22 protein-coding genes are annotated in these 20274 nt (G+C 59.9%); 5 read left to right on the forward strand and 17 right to left on the reverse strand.

All coding sequences use genetic code 11. The features are described 5' to 3' along the window. Nucleotides 1-42 precede the first annotated feature (42 nt). The 14 genes from ACVBAU_RS07090 to ACVBAU_RS07155 all read right to left on the reverse strand — a co-directional run bounded on the left by ACVBAU_RS07090 (nt 43) and on the right by ACVBAU_RS07155 (nt 11853). Entirely contained in the window at nt 43-1401 is a 1359-nt protein-coding gene (locus ACVBAU_RS07090) for a glutamine synthetase family protein (RefSeq protein WP_138923812.1), read from the reverse strand. Beyond that, nucleotides 1401-2081: a type 1 glutamine amidotransferase gene (locus ACVBAU_RS07095; protein WP_138925149.1), complete on the reverse strand. Its 681-nt coding sequence runs from the start codon at nt 2079-2081 to the stop codon at nt 1401-1403. Before ACVBAU_RS07095 ends, ACVBAU_RS07090 begins: the two co-directional genes overlap by 1 nt. Before the next feature lie 13 nt (nt 2082-2094). After that, a complete protein-coding gene (locus tag ACVBAU_RS07100) occupies nt 2095-3429 on the reverse strand; it encodes a glutamine synthetase family protein (RefSeq protein ID WP_138923811.1) in 1335 nt (444 codons plus the stop codon). Between the two features lie 97 nt (nt 3430-3526). Next, nucleotides 3527-4333, reverse strand: a complete 807-nt coding sequence (locus ACVBAU_RS07105) for an ABC transporter permease (RefSeq protein WP_138923810.1) — start codon at nt 4331-4333, stop codon at nt 3527-3529. After that, the gene (locus tag ACVBAU_RS07110; protein ID WP_138923809.1) at nt 4330-5211 is read right to left on the reverse strand and encodes an ABC transporter permease; all 882 of its coding nucleotides are present in this window, start codon (nt 5209-5211) and stop codon (nt 4330-4332) included. The genes ACVBAU_RS07105 and ACVBAU_RS07110 overlap by 4 nt, the downstream gene beginning before the upstream one ends. 109 nt (nt 5212-5320) lie before the next feature. Next, on the reverse strand, nt 5321-6055 hold the full coding sequence (locus ACVBAU_RS07115) for a transporter substrate-binding domain-containing protein (RefSeq protein ID WP_138923808.1): 735 nt from the start codon (nt 6053-6055) through the stop codon (nt 5321-5323). 36 nt (nt 6056-6091) lie between these two features. Beyond that, the gene (locus tag ACVBAU_RS07120; protein WP_448328717.1) at nt 6092-6868 is read right to left on the reverse strand and encodes an ABC transporter ATP-binding protein; all 777 of its coding nucleotides are present in this window, start codon (nt 6866-6868) and stop codon (nt 6092-6094) included. Nucleotides 6869-6995: 127 nt separating this feature from the next. Next, nucleotides 6996-7436: a tellurite resistance TerB family protein gene (locus tag ACVBAU_RS07125; protein ID WP_448328719.1), complete on the reverse strand. Its 441-nt coding sequence runs from the start codon at nt 7434-7436 to the stop codon at nt 6996-6998. 37 nt (nt 7437-7473) lie between these two features. Further along, nucleotides 7474-7911 carry a tellurite resistance TerB family protein gene (locus tag ACVBAU_RS07130; RefSeq protein ID WP_138923805.1) on the reverse strand — a complete coding sequence of 146 codons (438 nt, stop codon included), beginning with the start codon at nt 7909-7911 and terminating at the stop codon, nt 7474-7476. Nucleotides 7912-8045: 134 nt separating this feature from the next. Continuing rightward, nucleotides 8046-8339: a DUF1330 domain-containing protein gene (locus tag ACVBAU_RS07135; protein ID WP_448328721.1), complete on the reverse strand. Its 294-nt coding sequence runs from the start codon at nt 8337-8339 to the stop codon at nt 8046-8048. Between the two features lie 10 nt (nt 8340-8349). Further along, complete coding sequence (rlmJ, locus tag ACVBAU_RS07140) at nt 8350-9132, reverse strand: 23S rRNA (adenine(2030)-N(6))-methyltransferase RlmJ (RefSeq protein ID WP_448328723.1); 783 nt, start codon at nt 9130-9132, stop codon at nt 8350-8352. 24 nt (nt 9133-9156) lie between these two features. Continuing rightward, nucleotides 9157-10806, reverse strand: coding sequence for a CTP synthase (locus ACVBAU_RS07145; RefSeq protein ID WP_335745352.1), 1650 nt, complete (start codon nt 10804-10806; stop codon nt 9157-9159). A 177-nt stretch (nt 10807-10983) separates the two neighbouring features. After that, nucleotides 10984-11349 (reverse strand): preprotein translocase subunit SecG, encoded by a 366-nt coding sequence (gene secG, locus ACVBAU_RS07150; protein WP_335745351.1) that lies wholly within the window; start codon nt 11347-11349, stop codon nt 10984-10986. A gap of 108 nt (nt 11350-11457) precedes the next feature. Beyond that, on the reverse strand, nt 11458-11853 hold the full coding sequence (locus tag ACVBAU_RS07155; RefSeq protein ID WP_093733239.1) for a DUF6524 family protein: 396 nt from the start codon (nt 11851-11853) through the stop codon (nt 11458-11460). A gap of 216 nt (nt 11854-12069) precedes the next feature. Between ACVBAU_RS07155 and ACVBAU_RS07160 the strand changes: the two genes are divergently transcribed. After that, the gene (locus ACVBAU_RS07160) at nt 12070-13365 is read left to right on the forward strand and encodes an adenylosuccinate synthase (protein ID WP_138923801.1); all 1296 of its coding nucleotides are present in this window, start codon (nt 12070-12072) and stop codon (nt 13363-13365) included. A gap of 55 nt (nt 13366-13420) precedes the next feature. After that, nucleotides 13421-13651, forward strand: coding sequence for a DUF2842 domain-containing protein (locus ACVBAU_RS07165; RefSeq protein ID WP_093733237.1), 231 nt, complete (start codon nt 13421-13423; stop codon nt 13649-13651). 103 nt (nt 13652-13754) lie between these two features. Here the strand turns inward: ACVBAU_RS07165 and ACVBAU_RS07170 are convergent, their stop codons facing one another. After that, nucleotides 13755-15896, reverse strand: a complete 2142-nt coding sequence (locus ACVBAU_RS07170) for a hypothetical protein (RefSeq protein WP_448328726.1) — start codon at nt 15894-15896, stop codon at nt 13755-13757. A 137-nt stretch (nt 15897-16033) separates the two neighbouring features. Between ACVBAU_RS07170 and ACVBAU_RS07175 the strand changes: the two genes are divergently transcribed. Then, nucleotides 16034-16726 (forward strand): thiamine diphosphokinase, encoded by a 693-nt coding sequence (locus tag ACVBAU_RS07175; protein ID WP_448328728.1) that lies wholly within the window; start codon nt 16034-16036, stop codon nt 16724-16726. Here the strand turns inward: ACVBAU_RS07175 and ACVBAU_RS07180 are convergent. Continuing rightward, nucleotides 16659-17585: a DMT family transporter gene (locus tag ACVBAU_RS07180; RefSeq protein ID WP_448328729.1), complete on the reverse strand. Its 927-nt coding sequence runs from the start codon at nt 17583-17585 to the stop codon at nt 16659-16661. The genes ACVBAU_RS07175 and ACVBAU_RS07180 overlap by 68 nt on opposite strands. 108 nt (nt 17586-17693) lie before the next feature. Further along, nucleotides 17694-19109, reverse strand: coding sequence for a diguanylate cyclase domain-containing protein (locus tag ACVBAU_RS07185; protein WP_448328731.1), 1416 nt, complete (start codon nt 19107-19109; stop codon nt 17694-17696). A 104-nt stretch (nt 19110-19213) separates the two neighbouring features. Here ACVBAU_RS07185 and ACVBAU_RS07190 point away from each other — a divergent pair, with 104 nt between their 5' ends. Next, the gene (locus ACVBAU_RS07190) at nt 19214-19492 is read left to right on the forward strand and encodes a DUF3572 domain-containing protein (protein ID WP_171048974.1); all 279 of its coding nucleotides are present in this window, start codon (nt 19214-19216) and stop codon (nt 19490-19492) included. Nucleotides 19493-19494: 2 nt separating this feature from the next. Beyond that, on the forward strand, nt 19495-20190 hold the full coding sequence (locus ACVBAU_RS07195; RefSeq protein ID WP_335745346.1) for an HAD family hydrolase: 696 nt from the start codon (nt 19495-19497) through the stop codon (nt 20188-20190). Nucleotides 20191-20274: the final 84 nt, after the last annotated feature.

Genomic DNA, 20274 nt, shown 5'->3' on the forward strand with positions numbered 1-20274 from the left:
GGTCCTAAATCCTCGCCGAAGGCTCCCGCAGGCGATGCGGGCCTAGACGTTCATCAACAGGTGCTCGCGTTCCCACGGGGAAATGACATGCAGGAATTCCTCGTATTCGGCGCGTTTCACGATCGCATAGACGCGGGCGAACTCGGGCCCAAGCACCTCGTGCAAGGTTGTGGCCTCTTCGAACAGATCAAGTGCTGACCCTAGAACCTGCGGGATATCCCCGTCGCCGTCATAGGCATCACCCTTGAATTCGGGTTTGGGGTCTTTCTGTTCCATCATTCCTAGATAGCCGCAGGCCAGAGACGCCGCGATGCCGAGGTAGGGGTTGCAGTCCATCCCGGCCAGACGGTTCTCGACGCGGCGCGACGACGGGCCGGACAGGGGCACGCGGATGCCCGTGGTGCGATTGTCGCGGCCCCATTCCAGATTGATCGGCGCGGCGTGGTCTTTGACGTAGCGCCGATAGCTGTTCACATAGGGTGCAAGGACGGCCAGCGCGTCGGGCATGTGGTTTTGCATACCGGCGATAAAGTGATAAAACGCTTCCGTTTCGCCACCCTCCGGGTCAGAAAAGATGTTCTTGCCCGTTGTCGCGTCGAGCACCGAATGATGGATGTGCATCGCGCTGCCGGGTTCATTGGCGATGGGTTTCGCCATGAAGGTGGCATAGCAATCGTGGCGCAGCGCGGCTTCGCGGATCAGACGTTTGAAATAGAACACTTCGTCTGCCAGACGCACAGGGTCGCCGTGGATCAGGTTGATCTCCAGCTGGCCCGCGCCGCCTTCTTGGGTGATGCCGTCAATCTCGAAGCCCTGCGCCTCTGCGAAATCATAGATGTCGTCGATCACGGGGCCGAATTCGTCCACGGCGGTCATGGAATAGGCCTGACGCGCAGCGGCGGGGCGGCCCGAGCGGCCCATCATCGGCTTGATCTCGTGGGCGGGGTCAAGGTTGCGGGCGACCAGAAAGAATTCCATCTCGGGGGCCACAACGGGTTCCCAGCCTTGCGCGCGATACAGCTCGACGACCCGCTTTAGCACATTGCGTGGCGAATAGCCGACAGCGTTGCCATCGCGATCATAGGCGTCGTGAATGACTTGCAAGGTCCAGTCACCCGTCCAGGGGGCGGCGGTCGCGGTCGAGATATCGGGGCGCAGGATCATGTCTTTTTCGATGAAGCCGTCAACACCGGCGGCATCGCCCCATTCGCCGGTAATGGTCTGGTAGAAGATGCTGTCGGGAAGGTGAAAATACTCCTGACGCGCAAATTTCGTCGCGGGCACTGCCTTGCCGCGTGCGATGCCGGGAATATCAGGGATGATACATTCGACTTCGTCGAGCCGTCGACCCTCTAGATATGCACGTGCTGCGGGGGGAAGCTCTTCAAGCCAGTCGGACATCATAATCTCTCTTTCTTGAGGAAGTCTGCAATGTGGGCGGCGATTTTCGCGTTGTCAGTGGGGGCGCCCAGCAGGGCCGAGGCAGATTCAAGCTGGTGGTCGGGTACCACGCCCTTGCCGCGGGTGCGGATCAGCCCGTCGATGAAATCTTGCGTAAACTCGGGGTGGGGCTGGATCGTCCAGATTTGATCATCATAGAGCAAGGCGGCATTGGCGCAGAAATCTGATGCGCCGACAACCTTCGCGCCTTGGGGCAGTTCGGTGACCTGATCCTGATGCCAGGCGTTCAGCGCCAGCGTTTCGCCGTCGATGGTGTATTCGGTCCGGCCGACAGACCAGCCCCCCGCGAATTTTTCGACTTTGCCGCCAAGGGCTTGGGCGATAATCTGGTGGCCAAAGCAGATGCCGACCAAGGGGCGGCCTGCGTCGCGGATGCCACGGATCAGCTGTTCAAGCGGTGGGATCCAGTCGTGGTCTTCGTAGGCACCGTGTTTGGATCCGGTAATGAGCCAACCGTCGGCGTCGACCGCCGACGCGGGGAAGTCGCCATCGACAACCGACCAGATCTGAAACTCGAAATCATGCCCGCCCAGCAGTTTGACGAACATATCGCCATAATCGCCAAGCGCGTCTTTCATGTTGTCGGGGGAGTGGCCGGTCTGGAGGATGCCGATTTTCATGAGAGCCATCTGTCTACACCGTGTCCAGATAGATTTCGACCTGCTCTTGGGGGGTCAGTTCTTGCATATAATGCAGCTCTTGGCGTTTGGTCAGGATAAAGTTGCGCACCATTTCGGGGGCGAAAATGCGTTTCACCTCTTCCGAGTTCTCGAAGGCATCGATCGCGGATTTCCAGTCGCCCGGAATTTGCGGAAGTTCGGCGGCATAGGCGTTGCCGGTGATCGGGGCAGGGGGTTCGGCCCCGTCTTCGATGCCGTTCATCGCGGCCCCCAGCACGGCGGCCAGCATCAGATAGGGGTTCACATCACCGCCCGACACACGGTGTTCGATACGCCGCGCCTTGTGGCTGCCCGACGGGATGCGGATCGACGAGGTACGGTTCTCATAGGCCCATGAAATGCCCGTGGGCGCGTGGGCACCGGGTACCATCCGGTCAAAGCTGTTGGCATGAGGGGCAAAGACCAGCGCGCAGCCGACCATGGCGTTCATACAGCCCGCAACCGCGTGGCGCATGATCGCGGTGCCTTGGGGGCCGCCGTCGTCAAAGACGTTGTTGCCGTTCTTGTCGAGCACAGAGAAATGCGTGTGCAGACCAGATCCGGGGTAATCCTCGTAGGGTTTCGCCATAAAGCTCGCGGCAAAGCCGTGACGGCGGGCAAGGCCCTTGACCAGCATCTTGAACAACCACGCATCATCGGCGGCGCGCAGGGCATCGTCGCAGTGCATCAGGTTGATTTCGAACTGGCCCAGACCTGCCTCTGAAATCGCGGTATCGGCGGGGATATCCATCTCTTCGCAGGCGTCATAAAGGTCGGTGAAGAATTCATCGAACTGGTCTAGCGCGCGGATCGACAGGGTTTCAGCCGCCTTGCGGCGTTTGCCCGACCGCGGCGACAGGGGCACCTGAAGCTTGCGGCCCGAATCGTCGATTAGAAAGAATTCAAGCTCGACTGCGCAGACCGGTGTCAGCCCGCGCGATTTATAGCGATCAACCACCGCGCGCAGGGCATGACGCGGGTCACCGCCATAGGGTCGGCCATCCTCGTGGAACATCCAGATCGGCAGCAGGGCTGACGGCGCATCAAGCCACGGCATCGGCAGAAAGCCACGCTCTGTCGGGTGCAGGATGCCATCGGCATCACCGCTTTCGAATACCAGCGGGCTGTCGTCGATGTCTTCGCCCCAGATGTCGAGGTTAAGCACCGACATCGGAAAGCGCGTGCCGTCCTCTACGACCTTGTCGGCAAAACGCGTGGGAATGCGCTTGCCTCGGGCCTGACCGTTCAGGTCAGCGGCGGCCACACGGATTGTGCGGACCTGAGGATGTTTGCGAAGCCAGTTTTTCATATCACACCTTGTAAGCGGCGGGCATGAACGGAGTTCTTAAAACATGAAAACCGAGGGGTGCGCCCACGCGCTAAATAATTTGATCAAAAAATAGATACTACCGGATCAGATTTAGACGCAAGCGAATTTTCCGCACCGATGACTGGGGCAGGTGGCGGTTAAGACGGCGATTGATCAGCCCGAAGACAGAGATGATCACAAGTGTCAGCAAAATGAAATAGCCGGCGAGGATGGGATAGGGGACGAACGGGTTGAAGGTTTTGTCCGCAAAATAGCTGGCATAATAAAGCGCATCGCCGCGTTGTTGCAGCGCCGGAAAACCGGTGAAAAAGACCAGCGTTGTCGCATGAAACAAGAAGATTGCCTCGTTGGTATAGGCGGGCCAGGCCAGTCGCAGCATGGTCGGCCAGACGATGCGCTTGAAACGCGGCCAGCCCGAAATGCCATAGGCATCAGCAGCTTCGGTGTCGCCTTTGGGGATGGATTGCAGCGCGCCATAGAAAATCTCGGCCGAGTAGGCGGAGGTGTTAAAAAACAAAACGATCAACGCCCCGAGCCACGCGGAGGTGAACATATCAAAGAACGGATGCACAGATTTTAGGCTAAGGAACAAGAAATAGCCGAAAAAGAACTGGATGAACAACGGCGAGCCGCGAAACAGAAAGATAAACCATTCCGACGGTTTGCGCAGCCAAGGGCTGGGGTGCGCCTTGCCCACGGCCAGAACTGTTGCCAGCAGAAAGCCGCTGATCAGGGCAAAAAATCCGTAGTAGACGTTCCAGATCATGCCCGACCCGATCAGGGTGAATTGATCACACAGCGTAAAGTCACTGCGCGGCAGCAGCCGTTCACCATAGCCAAGAGAGCGCAGCCCGTAGGATTGGATCGTGTCCCAACAGGTCATACGGCGGCCTTTCGCTGTGCTTCACCACCGGCAGTGGCCTGACCTTTGGTCAGTCGCCGCATCAGCCGGTCAAGCACGATTTCGGACACACGGGTAAAGCAAAGGTAAAAGACCAGCAGCGCCAGAAAATACCACATGCGCCAGTCGGGATGGGGGTAATCGGTAAAGCGCGGCGTCTTGGCCCCGCCCAGATCACGCGCCCAGTACACGATGTCTTCGATGCCCAGCAAAAACAGCAGCGGGGTCGCCTTGATCAGCACCATCCACAGGTTGCCGAGCCCGGGCAGCGCATAGACCCACATCTGTGGCACAAGGATACGCCAGAAGGTCTGGCGCGGCGACATGCCGTAGGCTTCGCCGGTTTCGATCTGCGCCCGCGGCACGGCGCGCATCGCACCATAAAGCACATTGGCCGCAAAGGCGCCGAACACGATCGCAAAGGTCAGGACGGCGAGGGAAAAGCCATAGGCCTCGTGGACCCATTGCGCCGAATTCCCAAGCGGCATCTTGGCGGCCTGACAGACCAGAAAGTCACTGCCCTGACGGATCGGTTGATCCCAGTCGGGGCATTTCACCTTATGGCGCAGGTATTCAATGCCCTGATCCAAGGCGATGACGAAAAACAAAAAGAACGCGATGTCCGGCACGCCGCGCACAACAGCGATATAGGTGCGGCCCAGCCATGATAGCGGTGCAAAGGGTGACCGTGCGGCCATTGCGCCCCCAAAGCCAAAGGCAAGCGCTGCGGGGGCGGTGATGGCAAGCAACAGCAATACAGTGCCGAATGCGCCATAGAATGCCAAATGCTTGCCCGTGGTCAGGTAGCACGTCAGCCATGACAGGCCGGAAAGCGTTTCTGGGTCAGTGCAAGCAAAAATAGCGAAATGTCCCGGTGGTATGCGCCCTTTGCGGGCGTCTGTATTGGGGTCTTTAGTCAGATCGGCAGTAAGAGAAAAGGGGGCGGCAGATGCGCCGCCCCGATCAAGATCAGAATGTTTTGGCGCCTTCGCCGAACCATTTGATGATCAGCTTGTTCAGGCTGCCGTCATCCTTCATCGACTGGATGGCGGTGTCGAACTTTGCTTTCAGCTCTGTGTCGCTTTCGCGCAGGCCAAGGCCGATGCCGTCGCCCAGTGGCACGTCGTCACCGACAAATATCATCTCGCCGCCGGATTCCTCGACCGTGGGGACCAGTGCGTCCTTATCGGCGAAAACCGCGTCTGCTTCGCCGTTGTTCACGGCTGCGACGGTTTCGTCATAGGTGGCAAATTCCAGCAAGGTGGCACCGGATTCGGCGACGTGACCCGCTTGGATCGTGCTGGTTTGTGCGGAAACGACGCCGCCTGTGATGTCGGCATCAGCCGATTTCGCAGCATAGGCAGAGGCCGCTGGCGGGAAGTAGTTCTGTGTGAAATCAATCACTTCTTCGCGCTCGTCGGTGATGCTCATGCCGGCGATGATGGTGTCGTAGTTGCCCGACGTCAGGTTCGGAATGATGCTGTCCCATTCGTTGGTGACCCATTCGCAGGTCAGCTCGGCGCGGGCGCACAGCTCGTCGCCGACTTCGCGCTCAAAGCCGTCTACTTCGCCAGCATCATTCAGGAAGTTATAGGGAGGGTAGGCCCCTTCGGTCCCCATGCGGATGGTTTTGCCGTGGGCGTCTGCCATGGCGAAACCTGTGCTGAGCGCCAGTGCGGCAGTGGCAAGAACGAGTGTTTTCATTTTGAAGTCTCCCAGTTTATTGTTTTTAGGTCGTTTTTAGTCCGCGTGGGTGGCCGAGAGGAACCCGCGCAGACGTTCCGATTTAGGGGCGCCGAACAATACGTCAGGGGCCCCTTGTTCTTCGATCAAACCCTGATGCAGGAAAACGACGTGGTCCGACACATCGGCCGCCAGTTTCATATCATGAGTTACGATCATCATGGTCCGCCCTTCGGCGGCCAGATCCTTGATGACTTTGACGACCTCTTGTTCAAGCTCGGGATCAAGCGCCGAGGTCGGTTCGTCAAATAGCAGTGCTTCGGGTTCCATACACAACCCGCGCGCGATGGCGGCGCGTTGCTGTTGGCCGCCCGACAGCTGCGCCGGAAAGACATCGCATTTGTCGCCGATGCCCACCTTGTCGAGGTACGCCCGTGCCGCGGCCTCGACCTCGGCGCGGTCGCGGCGCAGAACGGTGAGGGGGGCCTCCATCACGTTTTGCAGAATCGTCATATGGGCCCACAGGTTGAACTGCTGAAACACCATCGACAGGTTCGTGCGGATACGCAGCACTTGCTTGGGATCGGCGGGACGGCGGTTGTGGCCCGTGCCTTTCCATGTGACCGCCTCGCCGTTAAAGCGCAAATCGCCCTGCTGGCTGTCTTCGAGCAGATTACAGCAGCGCAGCAACGTGGATTTACCAGAGCCCGACGACCCGATCAGCGAAATGACATGCCCCCGAGGGGCCTTGACCGACACCCCTTTGAGCACCTCCAGAGGGCCATAGGCCTTGTGCAGGTTGTTGATCTCGATAACGGGGGGCTGTTCTGTCACTGTGCTGCCTTATTGTGCATTCCGCAGCAAGTTAAGGTGATTTTCACAGGGATTTGCAATCTTGAACTTGGGTTTCGCCCAATAATTCAAAGGTTGACCCCGCGTAAGATCGCCACCTGCGCGTAAACTAGTCTTTGTCTTCAATCTGTTTGCGTACGATGGCGCTGTCGGTGTCCGAGACCCCCAGCAAATTGGTCACCAAGCGGAGCAGGGCGTTCTCTTCGTCAGAGCGCATGCCGTCAGCCAGCACGACTTCCCACAGCGCTTTGATCACCGCAAGGCGGGCGTCATAGGGCACAGCATCCTTGATCGCGCGGGTAAAGCGGACGGTATCGGGGGCTTCGGCCTCAAGCGCTTCGGCGTCGGCACGCAGGGAGGCGGTGTCGTCACCATCCAGCGCATAGCGTTTGGCGATGATCTGGTCGATGCGCGCGCGCTCAGACGGGGCGTATTCATTGTCCGACTTGGCGATGCGCACCAAAAGCGCGGTCAGCGCAAGGCGGGCATCCGCGTCGGGAAGCTGGGCGGGATCAGGCTGGGTCAGCCGTTTGATGAATTCTGCAAACATGGGCGTGATATAGAGCGGTTGCGGCGCAAGGCCAAGGTCACAAAGCTTTCAACGCTTTTTCGCGGGCGGCGGACATATCTTTGTCACTGAGCCCAAGCGCGGTTTCGATTGCCAGCAGCTGGATTTCAATGTCGTCGTCCCGCGCCCCATCGGCCAGCGCCACAGACCACATCGCATCGCCAAGCGCCTTGCGGTCGTCATAGGCGACTTCCTCGCGCAGGATTTGCGCAAATTCAGGCGTGCCGGGGGCATGGCGTTCCAAGGCTTCGCAGGTGGCACGCAGTTTCGCGGCCTCGATCGGTTTTAAACCAAAGGTCTGGGCCAGAATGCGGTCGATCTGTCCGACTTCGGCAGCACGGTAGGTGCGATCGGCCAGCGCCACACGCACCAGCAACGCACCAAGGGCAAGCTGTGGGGTCGGCTGTGGCAGCGGCTTGGGGTCCGGCTTGCGGCGGGGGAATAGACGTTCAAACATGGCAACTCTTTATCGTTCGGGGCGTTCTAGGCTAACTCAAATCAAAGCCCGACGTTCCAATCGGCCCATAATCGCAAAGGGGTGATGTATAAAAAGCGCAATTCTAAACGCGCGCGCAACTGCTGTTCGTGGCCTCAGGCGTCATAGCCTTCGACGATGACAAGATTGCCATCCGAAACCGACGACCGGATGTCTTTGGCCGCCTGATACCCGTCGCTTTCATAGCAGGCCACGGCATCAGCAAGAGAGGTAAATTCGATCACAACGATGCGCGGGTGTGACGTACCTTCGCGGATGTCAGGCGTGGCCCCACGGACCAGAAACTTTGCCCCGAAATCGGCAAAAGGCTTGGCATTTGCAGCGCGGTATTTGTCGTAGACCTCGGCGTCACGGACGTCGACATTTGCGATCCAGTATCCTTTGGGCATCGGTAGCTCCTTATCTGGGGAGAGTTTTGAACTTGGCCGTCAGACGGGCCGTTTCTTCCTTGAGCCCGTATGGCGGGTTCAACACGAACATGCCCGATCCGACCATTCCGTGACCAGGGCGGGCAGGGGCAAAGCTGACCTCGTGGCGCAGTGCTTCGGGGTGGGCCCCCATCAGCGCGCTCAGCATCGGCTGGTGCGCCTTGCTGGTCAAGATCGGATACCACAGCGCAATGATGCCGACGTTCCAGGCGCGGGCGAGCTTGCCAATGTGGCGCGGGATATCGACGTAATCGGTTTTGATCTCGAAGCTGGGGTCGATCAGCATCAGGCCACGGCGCGGGGTGGGCGGCGTCAGGGCAAAAGCCATGTCGAACCCGTCGCGGTAGTGACACTTGGCATTATAGGGCGACATCGCCAGATCAAGGGCGGCATGTTCACCGGGATGCAGCTCGGCCAGTTGTATGCTGTCGCTGTCGCGCAGCAGCTTGGCGGCCAAGAGCGGCGAACCGGGATAGGCATCGGCCCCTTGCTCACGCGTGATCTGATCGAGCACCTGCGCGTAGGGATGCGTATTGCCAAACCAGCCACGGGCACGGCCAATGCCCTGCGCCGCCTCGCCGGTTTTCAGGGCAGGGGTGTCGGACAGGTCATACAACGCGCGACCCGCATGGGTTTCCAGATAGGACAGCGGTTTGTCCTTGCGCGTCAGATACCCCAACATCCACGCCAGCAGGCTGTGTTTGTGAACATCGGCCAGATTGCCGGCGTGGTAGATATGTTGGTAGCTGAGCATGCCGAGGGCCGCCTTTCGCGAGGGTCAGACCAGCCGCGACATTTCCTTGGCGGCGCGGATGAAGTCCTTGAACAAGGGGTGCGGATCAAAGGGTTTGGATTTCAGTTCGGGGTGGAACTGGACGCCAATGAACCACGGGTGATCGGACCATTCCACGATCTCGGGCAGCATGCCGTCGGGCGACATCCCCGAGAAGGTCAGACCGGCTTTTTCCAATTTCTCGCGGTAGGCGGTGTCGACCTCATAGCGGTGACGGTGACGCTCGTCGATGGACGTGGTGCCATAAATATTGGCCACGTGCGATCCTTCTTTGAGCGTCGCATCATAGGCACCAAGACGCATTGTGCCGCCTTTGTCGTCGTCCAGCTTGCGTTCGACCTTGTGGTTGCCCTGCACCCATTCCTTGAGGTGGTAGACGACGGGTTCAAAACGCTTTTTGCCGCTGGATTCGTGGTCGAATTCTTCGGAGCCCGCAGTCGTCAGGCCCGCCACGTTACGCGCGGCTTCGATGACGGCCATCTGCATGCCCAGACAGATCCCCAGATAGGGGACTTTCTGTTCGCGGGCATATTGTGCGGCCTTGATCTTGCCTTCGGTACCGCGTTCGCCAAACCCGCCGGGCACGAGGATCGCGTGGAACCCTTCGAGGTGCGAGGACAGGTCGTCGCTTTGATCAAAGACCTCGGCATCGACCCATTCAATCTTGACCTTGACCCGATTGGCCATGCCACCGTGGGTCAGCGCCTCTGCGATGGATTTATAGGCGTCCTCAAGCTGGGTATACTTGCCGACGATGGCGACTTTGACTTCGCCTTCGGGGTTGTGCACGCGGTCAGAGACATCGCGCCAGACCGACAGTTCAGGCTTGGGTGCGGGGGAGATATCGAAGGCATCCAGCACGGCCTGATCCAGCCCTTGCGCGTGATAGGCCAGCGGCGCGTCATAGATGGTTTTCAGGTCATAGGCCGCAACCACGGCCTCTTTGCGGACGTTACAGAAAAGGGCGATCTTCTCGCGCTCTTTCTCGGGGATCGGGTGTTCGGAACGGCAGACCAGAATGTCGGGCGCGATCCCGATGCTTTGCAATTCCTTGACGGAGTGTTGCGTCGGTTTGGTCTTTAGCTCGCCGCTGGCTGCCAGATAGGGCAGTAGGGTGAGGTGCATAAAGATACACTGGCCGCGCGGTTTGTCATGGCTGAACTGGCGGATCGCTTCAAAGAAGGGCAGGCCTTCGATGTCGCCGACCGTGCCGCCGATTTCGCACAGCATAAAGTCGACCTCGTCATCGCCGATATGCAGGAAATCCTTGATCTCGTTGGTGACGTGGGGAATCACCTGAATGGTCTTGCCCAGATAGTCACCGCGACGCTCTTTCTCGAGCACGGTGGAATAGACCCGACCAGAGCTGATCGAATCCGTCTTGCGTGCCGCGACGCCGGTAAAGCGTTCGTAGTGGCCCAGATCCAGATCGGTTTCGGCACCATCGTCGGTCACAAAAACTTCGCCATGTTCAAAGGGCGACATGGTGCCGGGATCGACGTTCAGGTAAGGGTCCAGTTTGCGCAGACGGACGGAAAAGCCACGCGCTTGCAGCAAGGCCCCCAAAGCCGCAGAGGCAAGACCTTTGCCAAGGCTGGAAACCACACCGCCGGTGATAAAAATATAGCGTGCCATGTGATGAAGGCCCCCGTGAGTTCAGATTTGATGTGGCAAAAGCCAAGCAATTGAGCTGCGGAAAACCGCAGCATCACGGGACTTATACCTAACAGGATTCGGATGGAAAAAGCAAGGCCAAGCCGCAACATCATGTTGCGTATCTTGGCCTAACCTCAAGCTGTTGTAGCGTCTGGATTAATCCGCAGTCGGAACTTGCGGTGTGTTTTCCGCAGGTGTCGGCGGCAGCAGTGAATCGGTATCGGGCAGCGCTGGTGCGTCACCTTGGTTCAGCGCTGGTGGCGTGCCGCCCAGACGGTCGATTACCGAAGAACCGGCGGATTTTTCAGCCGCGATGATGGTCAGTGTAATCGAGGTCACGATAAAGGCCGCGGCCAAAACCCAGGTCAGTTTGCCCATGGCAGTGGCTGCCGAGCGACCGGAAACGGCACCGCCGCCCCCACCGCCCATGCCAAGGCCGCCCCCTTCGGACCGTTGCAGCAACACGACTGCAATCAGGCCAAGGGCCAGAATGAGATGGACAATCAGGACTACATTTTCCATTGGTACCTACGGCTCTGCGGTTTTGACTTTGGGCGTGTCTAGGCAAGTTTGCCTATGGGGGCAAGGGAGGATTGGCCCGCGTTGCCCCGCTTGGGCAGAAAGCCCGCGTCAGGTTTCCACATCATCCACATCTGCCTGCCCCGATACGGCGCGGCGAAAGATGCTCCAGCTGAGGCCGATGCCCAGTACAAAGCTCAGCGCGACAAGGCCGAGCCACAGGTTAAAACTGCCGTTATCCAGCCGCAGGACCCCCAGATCATAGAGCACCCAGAGGCTGGCCCCGACCAGTGCCAGCACCAGCAACATCCCCAACCCGCCAATAGAGCGCAGCGTCGCACGCAGATAGACAACGTAGCCGATGAGCAGCAGCAGCCCCAGCAAGACGGCGATGGACAGATTCATATGGCCGTAGCGCATGACCCATGTGACATAGTTATAAGACGTCGGATTAAAGGTCGCGGCCAACAGCACAAAGGCGCAGGCCCAACGTATGAAAAAACCCATCTGTGGTACTTCCTTGTTTGGTCTGGCTTGGAATATCGGCGCTACCGCAGCAAAGTCTATGGGGACGGGTTCAAGTTTTACCGCTCGAGGCCGATAAATGCCGAGAAATGTGACGCCGCGGCGTTTTGGCTGCATTTTACAGTTTCGGACCTTGGCGGTCGTCGCTATACCTCCACGGGTTTGCACGGTTATTTGAACTGTTAAAGGAATATCTTCATGGCCAACGTCGTAGTCGTAGGCGCCCAGTGGGGCGACGAAGGAAAAGGCAAAATCGTTGACTGGCTCAGCGAACGGGCCGATGTCATCGCCCGCTTTCAGGGTGGCCATAACGCTGGCCACACGCTGGTCATCGACGGCAAGGTCTACAAGCTGCACGCGCTGCCCTCGGGTGTTGTACGCGGCGGCAAGCTTTCGGTTATCGGCAACGGTGTTGTGCTTGACCCGTGGCACCTGCTGAAAGAAATCGAAACGATCCGCGCCCAAGGCGTCGAGATCACGCCCGAAACGCTGATGATCGCGGAAAACACGCCCCTGATCATGCCCTACCACGGCGAGTTGGACCGCGCCCGCGAAGAGGCCGCGTCAAAAGGTACCAAAATCGGGACCACCGGTCGCGGCATCGGGCCGTGCTACGAGGATAAAGTCGGTCGCCGCGCCATCCGCGTTGCCGATCTGGCCGACCCTGCCACGCTCGAGGCACGCGTCGACCGCGCGTTGCAGCACCACGATCCGCTGCGTAAGGGTCTGGGCGTCGAAGCGATTGACCGCGACGGACTGGTTGAACTGCTCAAAGAGATCGCGCCGAAGATCCTTGAATATGCGGCACCTGTCTGGAAGGTGATGAACGAAAAGCGCAAAGCCGGTAAGCGTATCCTGTTCGAAGGTGCCCAAGGCGCGCTGCTCGACATCGACTTTGGTACCTATCCTTTCGTCACCTCCTCTAACGTGATTGCAGGGCAGGCGGCGACGGGTGTGGGCATCGGTCCGGGCGCGATCGACTATGTGCTGGGGATCGTCAAAGCCTATACCACGCGCGTCGGCGAAGGCCCGTTCCCGACTGAACTGGACGATGCCGACGGTCAACGTCTGGGCGAACGCGGCCACGAATTCGGCACCACCACCGGGCGCAAGCGTCGCTGTGGCTGGTTCGATGCAGCCCTGGTGCGCCAGACCTGTGTCACCAGTGGCGTGACCGGCATCTCGCTGACCAAGCTTGACGTGCTTGACGGGTTTGAGACGCTCAAGATCTGCACCGGCTATGATCTGGACGGTCAAGTGTTGGATTACCTGCCCACGGCAGCCGATCAACAAGCCCGCTGCACCCCGATCTACGAGGAAGTGCCGGGGTGGTCCGAAAGCACCGAAGGCGCGCGCAGCTGGGCTGATCTGCCCGCGAACGCGATCAAATACGTGCGCCGCATCGAGGAGTTGATCCAGTGCCCCGTCGCGATGCTGTCGACCTCGCCAGAGCGGGAAGATACGATTCTGGTCACTGACCCCTTCGCCGATTGATCTATATCGCCGGGGGCCCTGCGGGGCCCTTGGCACCTGATGAAAGGACACTACGATGGCCCTTGGGTATAAAGCACGACGCCGTTGGGCGCTGGTCATTCTTCTGGTCGGTCTGCCGCTCTATATCATTGCGGCTGTCGTCGCGGTGTCGCTGTTTGACCGGCCGCCGTTCTGGGTCGAACTGCTGATCTATATTGCGCTTGGCGTGGTCTGGGCGATCCCGCTCAAGTTCGTGTTCAAAGGCATCGGTCAGGCCGATCCGAACGCGCGCGACGACGCTGAATAGAACCGCTTTGGTCGGCCCGCCTTGCGGATACACGACCTTGCATCATAATAAAAACGGCCCCCGAGGGGGCCGTTTTGCGTTCCGAGCCTTCTGCTTGGCCAGCTTAGCCGGCGGCGCGTTCATCTGGCTGAAAGCCGATTTGCTCTGACGCTTTGAACCGGCCACCGTCCAGCTTTTGAAGCTTGCCGGTGCGCAGCAGTAGACCAAACGACCGCAGGCCTTCTTCGCGGCTAAAGTCATCGGCACCGCCTTGGCGCACTGTGTTCATCAACTGCGGGCGCGAGAATTCGTCCATCCCTTCGACAAAGGCCATATAGGCCGCGGCGGCTTCCAGCAGATCGGGCAGTTTGGTCGCACCCATCTCTTCGGCAAATTCGGCGAACCCACCGGCCTGTGGAACTGGCGCGGGGGCTGGCGCGACTGCGGCCACGCGACGGGGGCGTACAGGGGTGACGTTGCGCGGCTGGTGGGTGTCGATCCGCTGTGCCGCCACCAGCTTGAGCGGTGCAGGGCGTGGCTCTGCCGGACGCTCGGTACGGGCGGTGGTCGTCGCGGGACGGCGGGGTTTAACCACTTCTGCCAGATCGCTGCGGTAGGCGTTATTCGTTTGCTCGGTCGTGGCGGGCGCGCCAAGGGCGATGTCGGCCTTTTTCGCGGCAACCGCTGCACGCAGATGGGTGATCGCGTCGCGGCGGGTGGCGGCTTCGGGTTCGTCCATTTGGTTGTCGGTTTCGGCAAGCAGGCGGTTCATGTCCGGTCCGGTATCCGCGTCGAGCGTTGGCAGGCTGCGACGCTGGGCTGCATCTTTGCGCGCTTCGGCTTCGGGCTCTGCCGCCGTTTCGGTGTCGTCTTCCGACAATTCGGCATCTGTATCTTCTGACACGTCTTCCGCGGTGGTTTCGTCTTCCGCAGTGATCTCGTCTTCCACCGCAGTGTCCGCATCCTCTTCGGGCGCGTCGGCCAGCGTGTCGGCGGAGGCAGAGGGCAATGTCGCCTCAAGCTCGGCCAGCTCGCGGGCCAAATCGTCTTCGTCCTCGTCCGAGAGCGTCGATTCGGGATCACGCGCACGGCGCGCGGCGGGCTTGTCAGCCTCTTCCAGCACGGCGGGGGCGTCTTCTTCGACTTCTTCCAGCTCGCCCGCGGCGATGGCGCGGTCGATGTCGGCGCGCTTCACCTTGAGCACGCGACCACGGGGCGCGGTGTCTTCGACGGCTTCAAACTCTTCGCTTTCAGCTGTGTCGTCGTCCTGCGCATCATCTTCGTCGGACGCGTTGTCTTGCGCCGTCGCGTCAGGCTGCTGTTCTGGAGTGTCGTAGTGGTCTTGGGTCGCAGTTTCGGCCGGCGCTGCGGATTCCTCTGCTTGCGTATCGGATGAAGGCGCGTGGGCGATGTCTTCGACGGTATCATCCGCATTCAACGCATCCTCGATGTCGTGAATGGCGCTGGCGATGATATCATCGATGTCTGCTTTGGTGTCGGTTGCGGCGTCATCCTCAGAGATCTGGGGATGTTGCGCAGCGGGCACATCCTGATTGGCGACCACGGCGCGGATGCGCTGCAGTTTGGCCGCGATGCTATCGACGGCGGGTGCCGCTACCGGCTGGATTTCGGCGTCCTGGTCGTCGAGGGTCACGGTGTTGCGTGGGCTATCGGCGAAGAACGCCTCGACGTCCTCGTCGGGCTGGCCGGGAACGATATCCACCTCGGCGGCCGGCGCTTTGGGGGCTTCGGCCTGCGGAGCAGGGGCTTGGTAGGCAGGCTGCGGTGTCTCAACGGCGCGGCTGACCGCATCAACGCGCTGCGTGACAGTTTCGGCCTGCGCTGCAGGGGCGGTTTCAGCTGTGTCGGCTTTCAAGGCGTTGACGCTGTAGGCGTCGTAATAGGCGGAAATTTCCTGAGGCCCGCGGGGCGCAAAAGAGGTCGATACGACCGACGGGCTCGCAGGTGCAGGGGCAGGGCTTTGCTGCGCTTGCGCTGCGGCTTTTTCGGGCGTTTGTGCGCTCAGGACAATCTGTCCGTCTTGCTGACGCGCCTCGACGCGGCGCGAAATCTCTTTTTGTGCGATATGTGCCAGCATCTCCGCATCGGGCTGTGCGGGTTCTGCACCGAAATACCGATCCTCCGACGACAAATCGCGAAAATATTCCGCGATGGCCTTCATGGTGCCGAATGAATCGTCAAAGCCTTCCAACGTGCACGAGAAAGTGCCGTATGAGACCGTCAGAATTTTGTTATTATTCATCATCGGATGGTCGTCCTCTGCCTATTTGCAGCTTACTGTTTACCATAAGGTTCAAGACCAATTCGGCTCGAATCTGTGCCCTGCAACGTATCATTTAATGTCAAAATTGCGGCATTGTTTCCAATTTGAGGTAAATCGCCGTGAAAACAACGATTGTTGCAAGCAACAGCCCTATAACGGTCGTTGGGGGCGGGCAGGTGGGTCCGGATGACCTGAACGACGCGCTGCAGCTTGCGCCGATGTGCGTAGCGGTCGACGGCGGGGCCAATCTGGCCGTTGCCCAGGGGGTAGAGGTCGCGGCGCTGGTCGGCGACTTTGATTCCGTAACGTCCGAAACCCTGTCCCGCATCCCGTCTGCGCGTCAGTTCAAACTGGCAGAGCAAGAGACGACCGACTTTGACAAAGCGCTCCGGTCGGTGGCTGCCCCCTTGATCGTGGCGGTCGGTTTTTCGGGAGGGCGCGTGGACCATCAGCTTGCGGCCCTGAGCAGTCTGGCGCGCCACCCCCACCAACGCTGCCTGCTGATCGCTGGCACGCAGCTTATCTTTCTCGCACCGCCGAACTTAACCCTGCCGACGCGGGCAGGCGATATTGTGTCGGTATATCCGCTGGCCGCAGTGCGGGGGCAAAGCCGCGGGTTGGAGTGGCCGCTTGACGGGCTAGAGCTGTCGCCGCTTGGGCGTTTGGGCACATCGAACCGGGCCACAGGTGCCCTGACGCTTTCGATGGACCGCCCCGCCGCGCTGCTGATGGTGCCACGGGACCTCATGCAGCAGGTTGCACAAGCGTTGCTGCAGCCAGACGCCGCTGGGTGGCCTGCTCTCGCAGAATAATATAAAGCCCCGCGGCCATAGTGATCCCCATGCCGAGCCCCGCCAGCGCATTGGGGAAATCGCCAAAAACGATCAACCCGACCAGCGTCGCCACGGGAATTTCGAGATATTGCATAGGGGCCAGCGTTGCCGAGGGGGCGTAGCGCAGGGACCATGTCATCAGCAGATGCGCGATGCTTCCCAGTACGCCCATGGCGATCAGCAGCGACCAATCTGTTGTGTCAGGCGCGATCCACCCCAAGGCTGGCAGCGCCACGCCCTGACCAAGCGCCAGGAACGGCAGCATGATCACCAAGGCCATAAACCCGCTGACCGTTTGTAGGCTGATCGGGTCGGTGTGTTTCGCAATCTGCCGGGTCACCAGCATGAACAGGGCAAAGTTCAGCGCAACGCCAACCGGCAGCAAGGCGGGCCAGCCGACCTCGACAAAGCTGGGTTGCACCACCAGCAGCGTGCCGCAAAAGCCGACGATACACGCGATTAGCCGACGGGGCCCGACCTCTTCCTTCAGGACATATTTGCCGAGCAAGAGCATGAAGAAGGGCATGACAAAGATAATCGCCACCGCATCCGCAAGGGGCAGGTATTTCAGCGCGGAGAACATCATCGCGATCCCGATGACATGCAGCACCGTGCGCACAAACGTCAGCCACAGCGTTTTGCCCCGCAGGATCAGGGGCCGACCGGTCAATATCACGATCGGCAGCAATATCAGCAGCTGGACGGCGAAGCGGAGGAAGACCACCTGGCCCAGCGGCACCGATGCCCCGAGCAGTTTGGCGATCGCATCCCCCACAGGGGCGATGATGCAAAAGCCAAGCATCATGGCAATACCGGTCATCGGTTTATCGGGCAGCATGGCGAGGCCTTTGTTGTGGATCTGGGATACGCGTCCGGGCACGCCTGAACACGCAAGCACGAGAGTGGCGCGTTTTTCGCCGCATTGCAAATACCCCGCGTGGCACCATCATGCGGCCGACGGGATCAGCCCCACACGGTCGCGCCCGCCGTGTTTCGCGCTGTACAGTGCTTGATCCGCACGGTCGATCAAACGGGCGGCGAGATCCTGTGCGCTTTGCGATGTGCCCAAAGGCGGGCTGTCTTCCGGCTGCGCGATGCACAGCCCGATGCTGATGGTGGTATGGATCGGCTGCACGCTTGCGGGGATGGTAAAGGGCGTGGTGCGATAGGCGCGGCAAATACGCTTGGCCATCTGGGCCGCTTCGTCCTCGGTTATTCCGGGCAGCACAAGTAAGAATTCCTCCCCTCCGATGCGGCCAGCGACATCCAGCGGGCGGAGACATGATTTCAGCCGGCGCGCTGTTTCGACCAGCACCGCGTCGCCGGATGCATGGCCGAAAGCATCGTTCACCCGTTTGAAGTGGTCTATATCCACCAGCATCACCGCCAGCGGCAGTCCTTTGTGGCGCATGCGCACGGCAAGACGTGCCACTTCGGAGAGGGCATGGCGGCGGTTGTACATGCCTGTAAGCGGATCAAACACCGCCTCGCGCAGGCGGGCATCCACGTCGCGCCGGATCGTGTCCCCTTGTTGTTTGCGCTTCAATAAGCCTTCAAGCCGTAGGACCAGTTCTTCTGTGTCAAAGCCGTGCTGCATCAGGTCATCTGCCCCCAGATCCAGCGCATGCGCCGCGGCAACGGGGTGGGGCTGCGTCTGTAGGACAAGTATGCCGCAGTGGCGCGCGGTTGCGTTCGCCCGCAGGGTAGAGATCACACGCAGCTGCTCTTCGTCCGTCTCGTCCGCGCCGGTCAGGGTCAGAATAAACACATCGGGCAGGTTATTTTGCCTGAGGCAGGCAAGCGCGTCGCGGGGCGTCGTTTGTGTCACGGTGCCGCCCAGTCGTTTGCGCAGCTGCGAAAGGCAGGCTGGCGTACGCGGCTGGCCACTGCTGACAATCTGGAAATTTCCCGGAAGCGCAAAGCCACCGGCAGGTTCCGCCAGTCCGGGCGCGGGGGAGAGAGCCTCGTGCATATAAAACGGGGCGGGCCTATTTCGTGCGCGTATGATGCTGCGCACCCGCCCTAGGAAAAGAGAGTCGCAAACCGGCTTCACCATCGCCTCCTGTGCGCCATGGGTTAATAAATGAATACAGATCGCCGGATCACCCCCGTCAGCAAGCGCAAAAACCGGCATGCATGATGTAAGGGGGGACGACGCAAGCGCACGGCACAGCTGTGCTGCATCTTGGCCGCCTGTGCGGTGTGCAGCGATAATGACATCTGGTTCATATTGCTGCGCTATTTCAACGGCCTGCGATACTGTTGTCGCCTCGCGTACCTCGTAAGAGGCAGTCGTGAGTTTGGTTTCCAATGCGATGCGGTTGGTGGCAACAGTATCGACGATAAGGACTTTACCCGGCACTTGTCTTCATTCTCCGCTCGCGTGTAATTGGCTTGAATGCTCTTTGTTGCCGTGAATGGTTAACAAAGTGTTTCGATTATGAAGCCGCGAGGGAATTTAATATGATGAAGCAAGATGCCGCCGAAACAGTCGCCTTGCAGGCGCTGGGTTGGCTGGCCGCCAACGAGGACCTCATGCCGACATTCATGGGGGCCACCGGCGCGTCGGCCGAAGATCTGCGCACGCAAGCTGGTGACCCGGTGTTTCTTGGCGCTGTGCTTGATTTCATCATGATGGATGACGCATGGGTGACGGGGCTATGCGACACGATTAATGTGCCCTACGACCGTATCATGCAGGCGCGGCAGTCTTTGCCGGGCGGCGCGCAGATGAATTGGACCTGAGAATGATCAAAGCCCTGCTGTTCGATAAAGACGGAACCCTATTCGATTTCGCCGCAACATGGGAGGCATGGGCCAATTCCTTCCTCACGCGGCTTGGCAAGGGGGATGCGGATCGGTCCGCCCTGTTGGGACAACAAATCGGGTTTGACGTGCGGACGCAAACGTTCTCTGCGGACAGTATTGCCATTGCCGGCACCCCGGGGGAGATCGTGGAGGCGCTTGCCCCTCAGGTCAGCGATATGACAAAAGCGGATTTGTTGCAGCTGTTGAATTACGAGGCCGAAAACGCCCCGCAGGCAGAGGCCGTGCCTCTCATTGCATTGCTCGAAGAGTTCAAGGCGCGCGGGTTGGCGCTTGGTGTTGCGACGAATGACGCCGAAGGCCCCGCGCGGGCGCATCTGGGCGAGGCGGGGGTGACTGGGCACTTTGATTTTATCGCGGGTTTCGACAGCGGCTACGGTGCAAAACCCACATCAGGGCAATTGCTGGCCTTTGCCAAGGCTGTTGGATTGGCCCCATCCGAAGTGGCGATGATCGGTGACAGTCTGCATGATATGGTAGCGGGTCGTGCAGCGGGTATGGCGTGTGTTGCGGTGCTGACTGGAATGGCCACACGGCAGGATCTTGAGGCCGCAGCGGATGTGGTGCTGCCTGACATTGGCCACCTGCCTGCGTGGCTTGACAGTCGGTCACAATAGGCGCGCTGTCGGACGTTTGCCTTTGAATTGATATAAATTTGATCGGCTTTCGACCCTCGGGGGCTGTTTCCGTTCGGCGTTTAT

It is taken from the genome of Sulfitobacter sp. M13 (assembly GCF_053474885.1).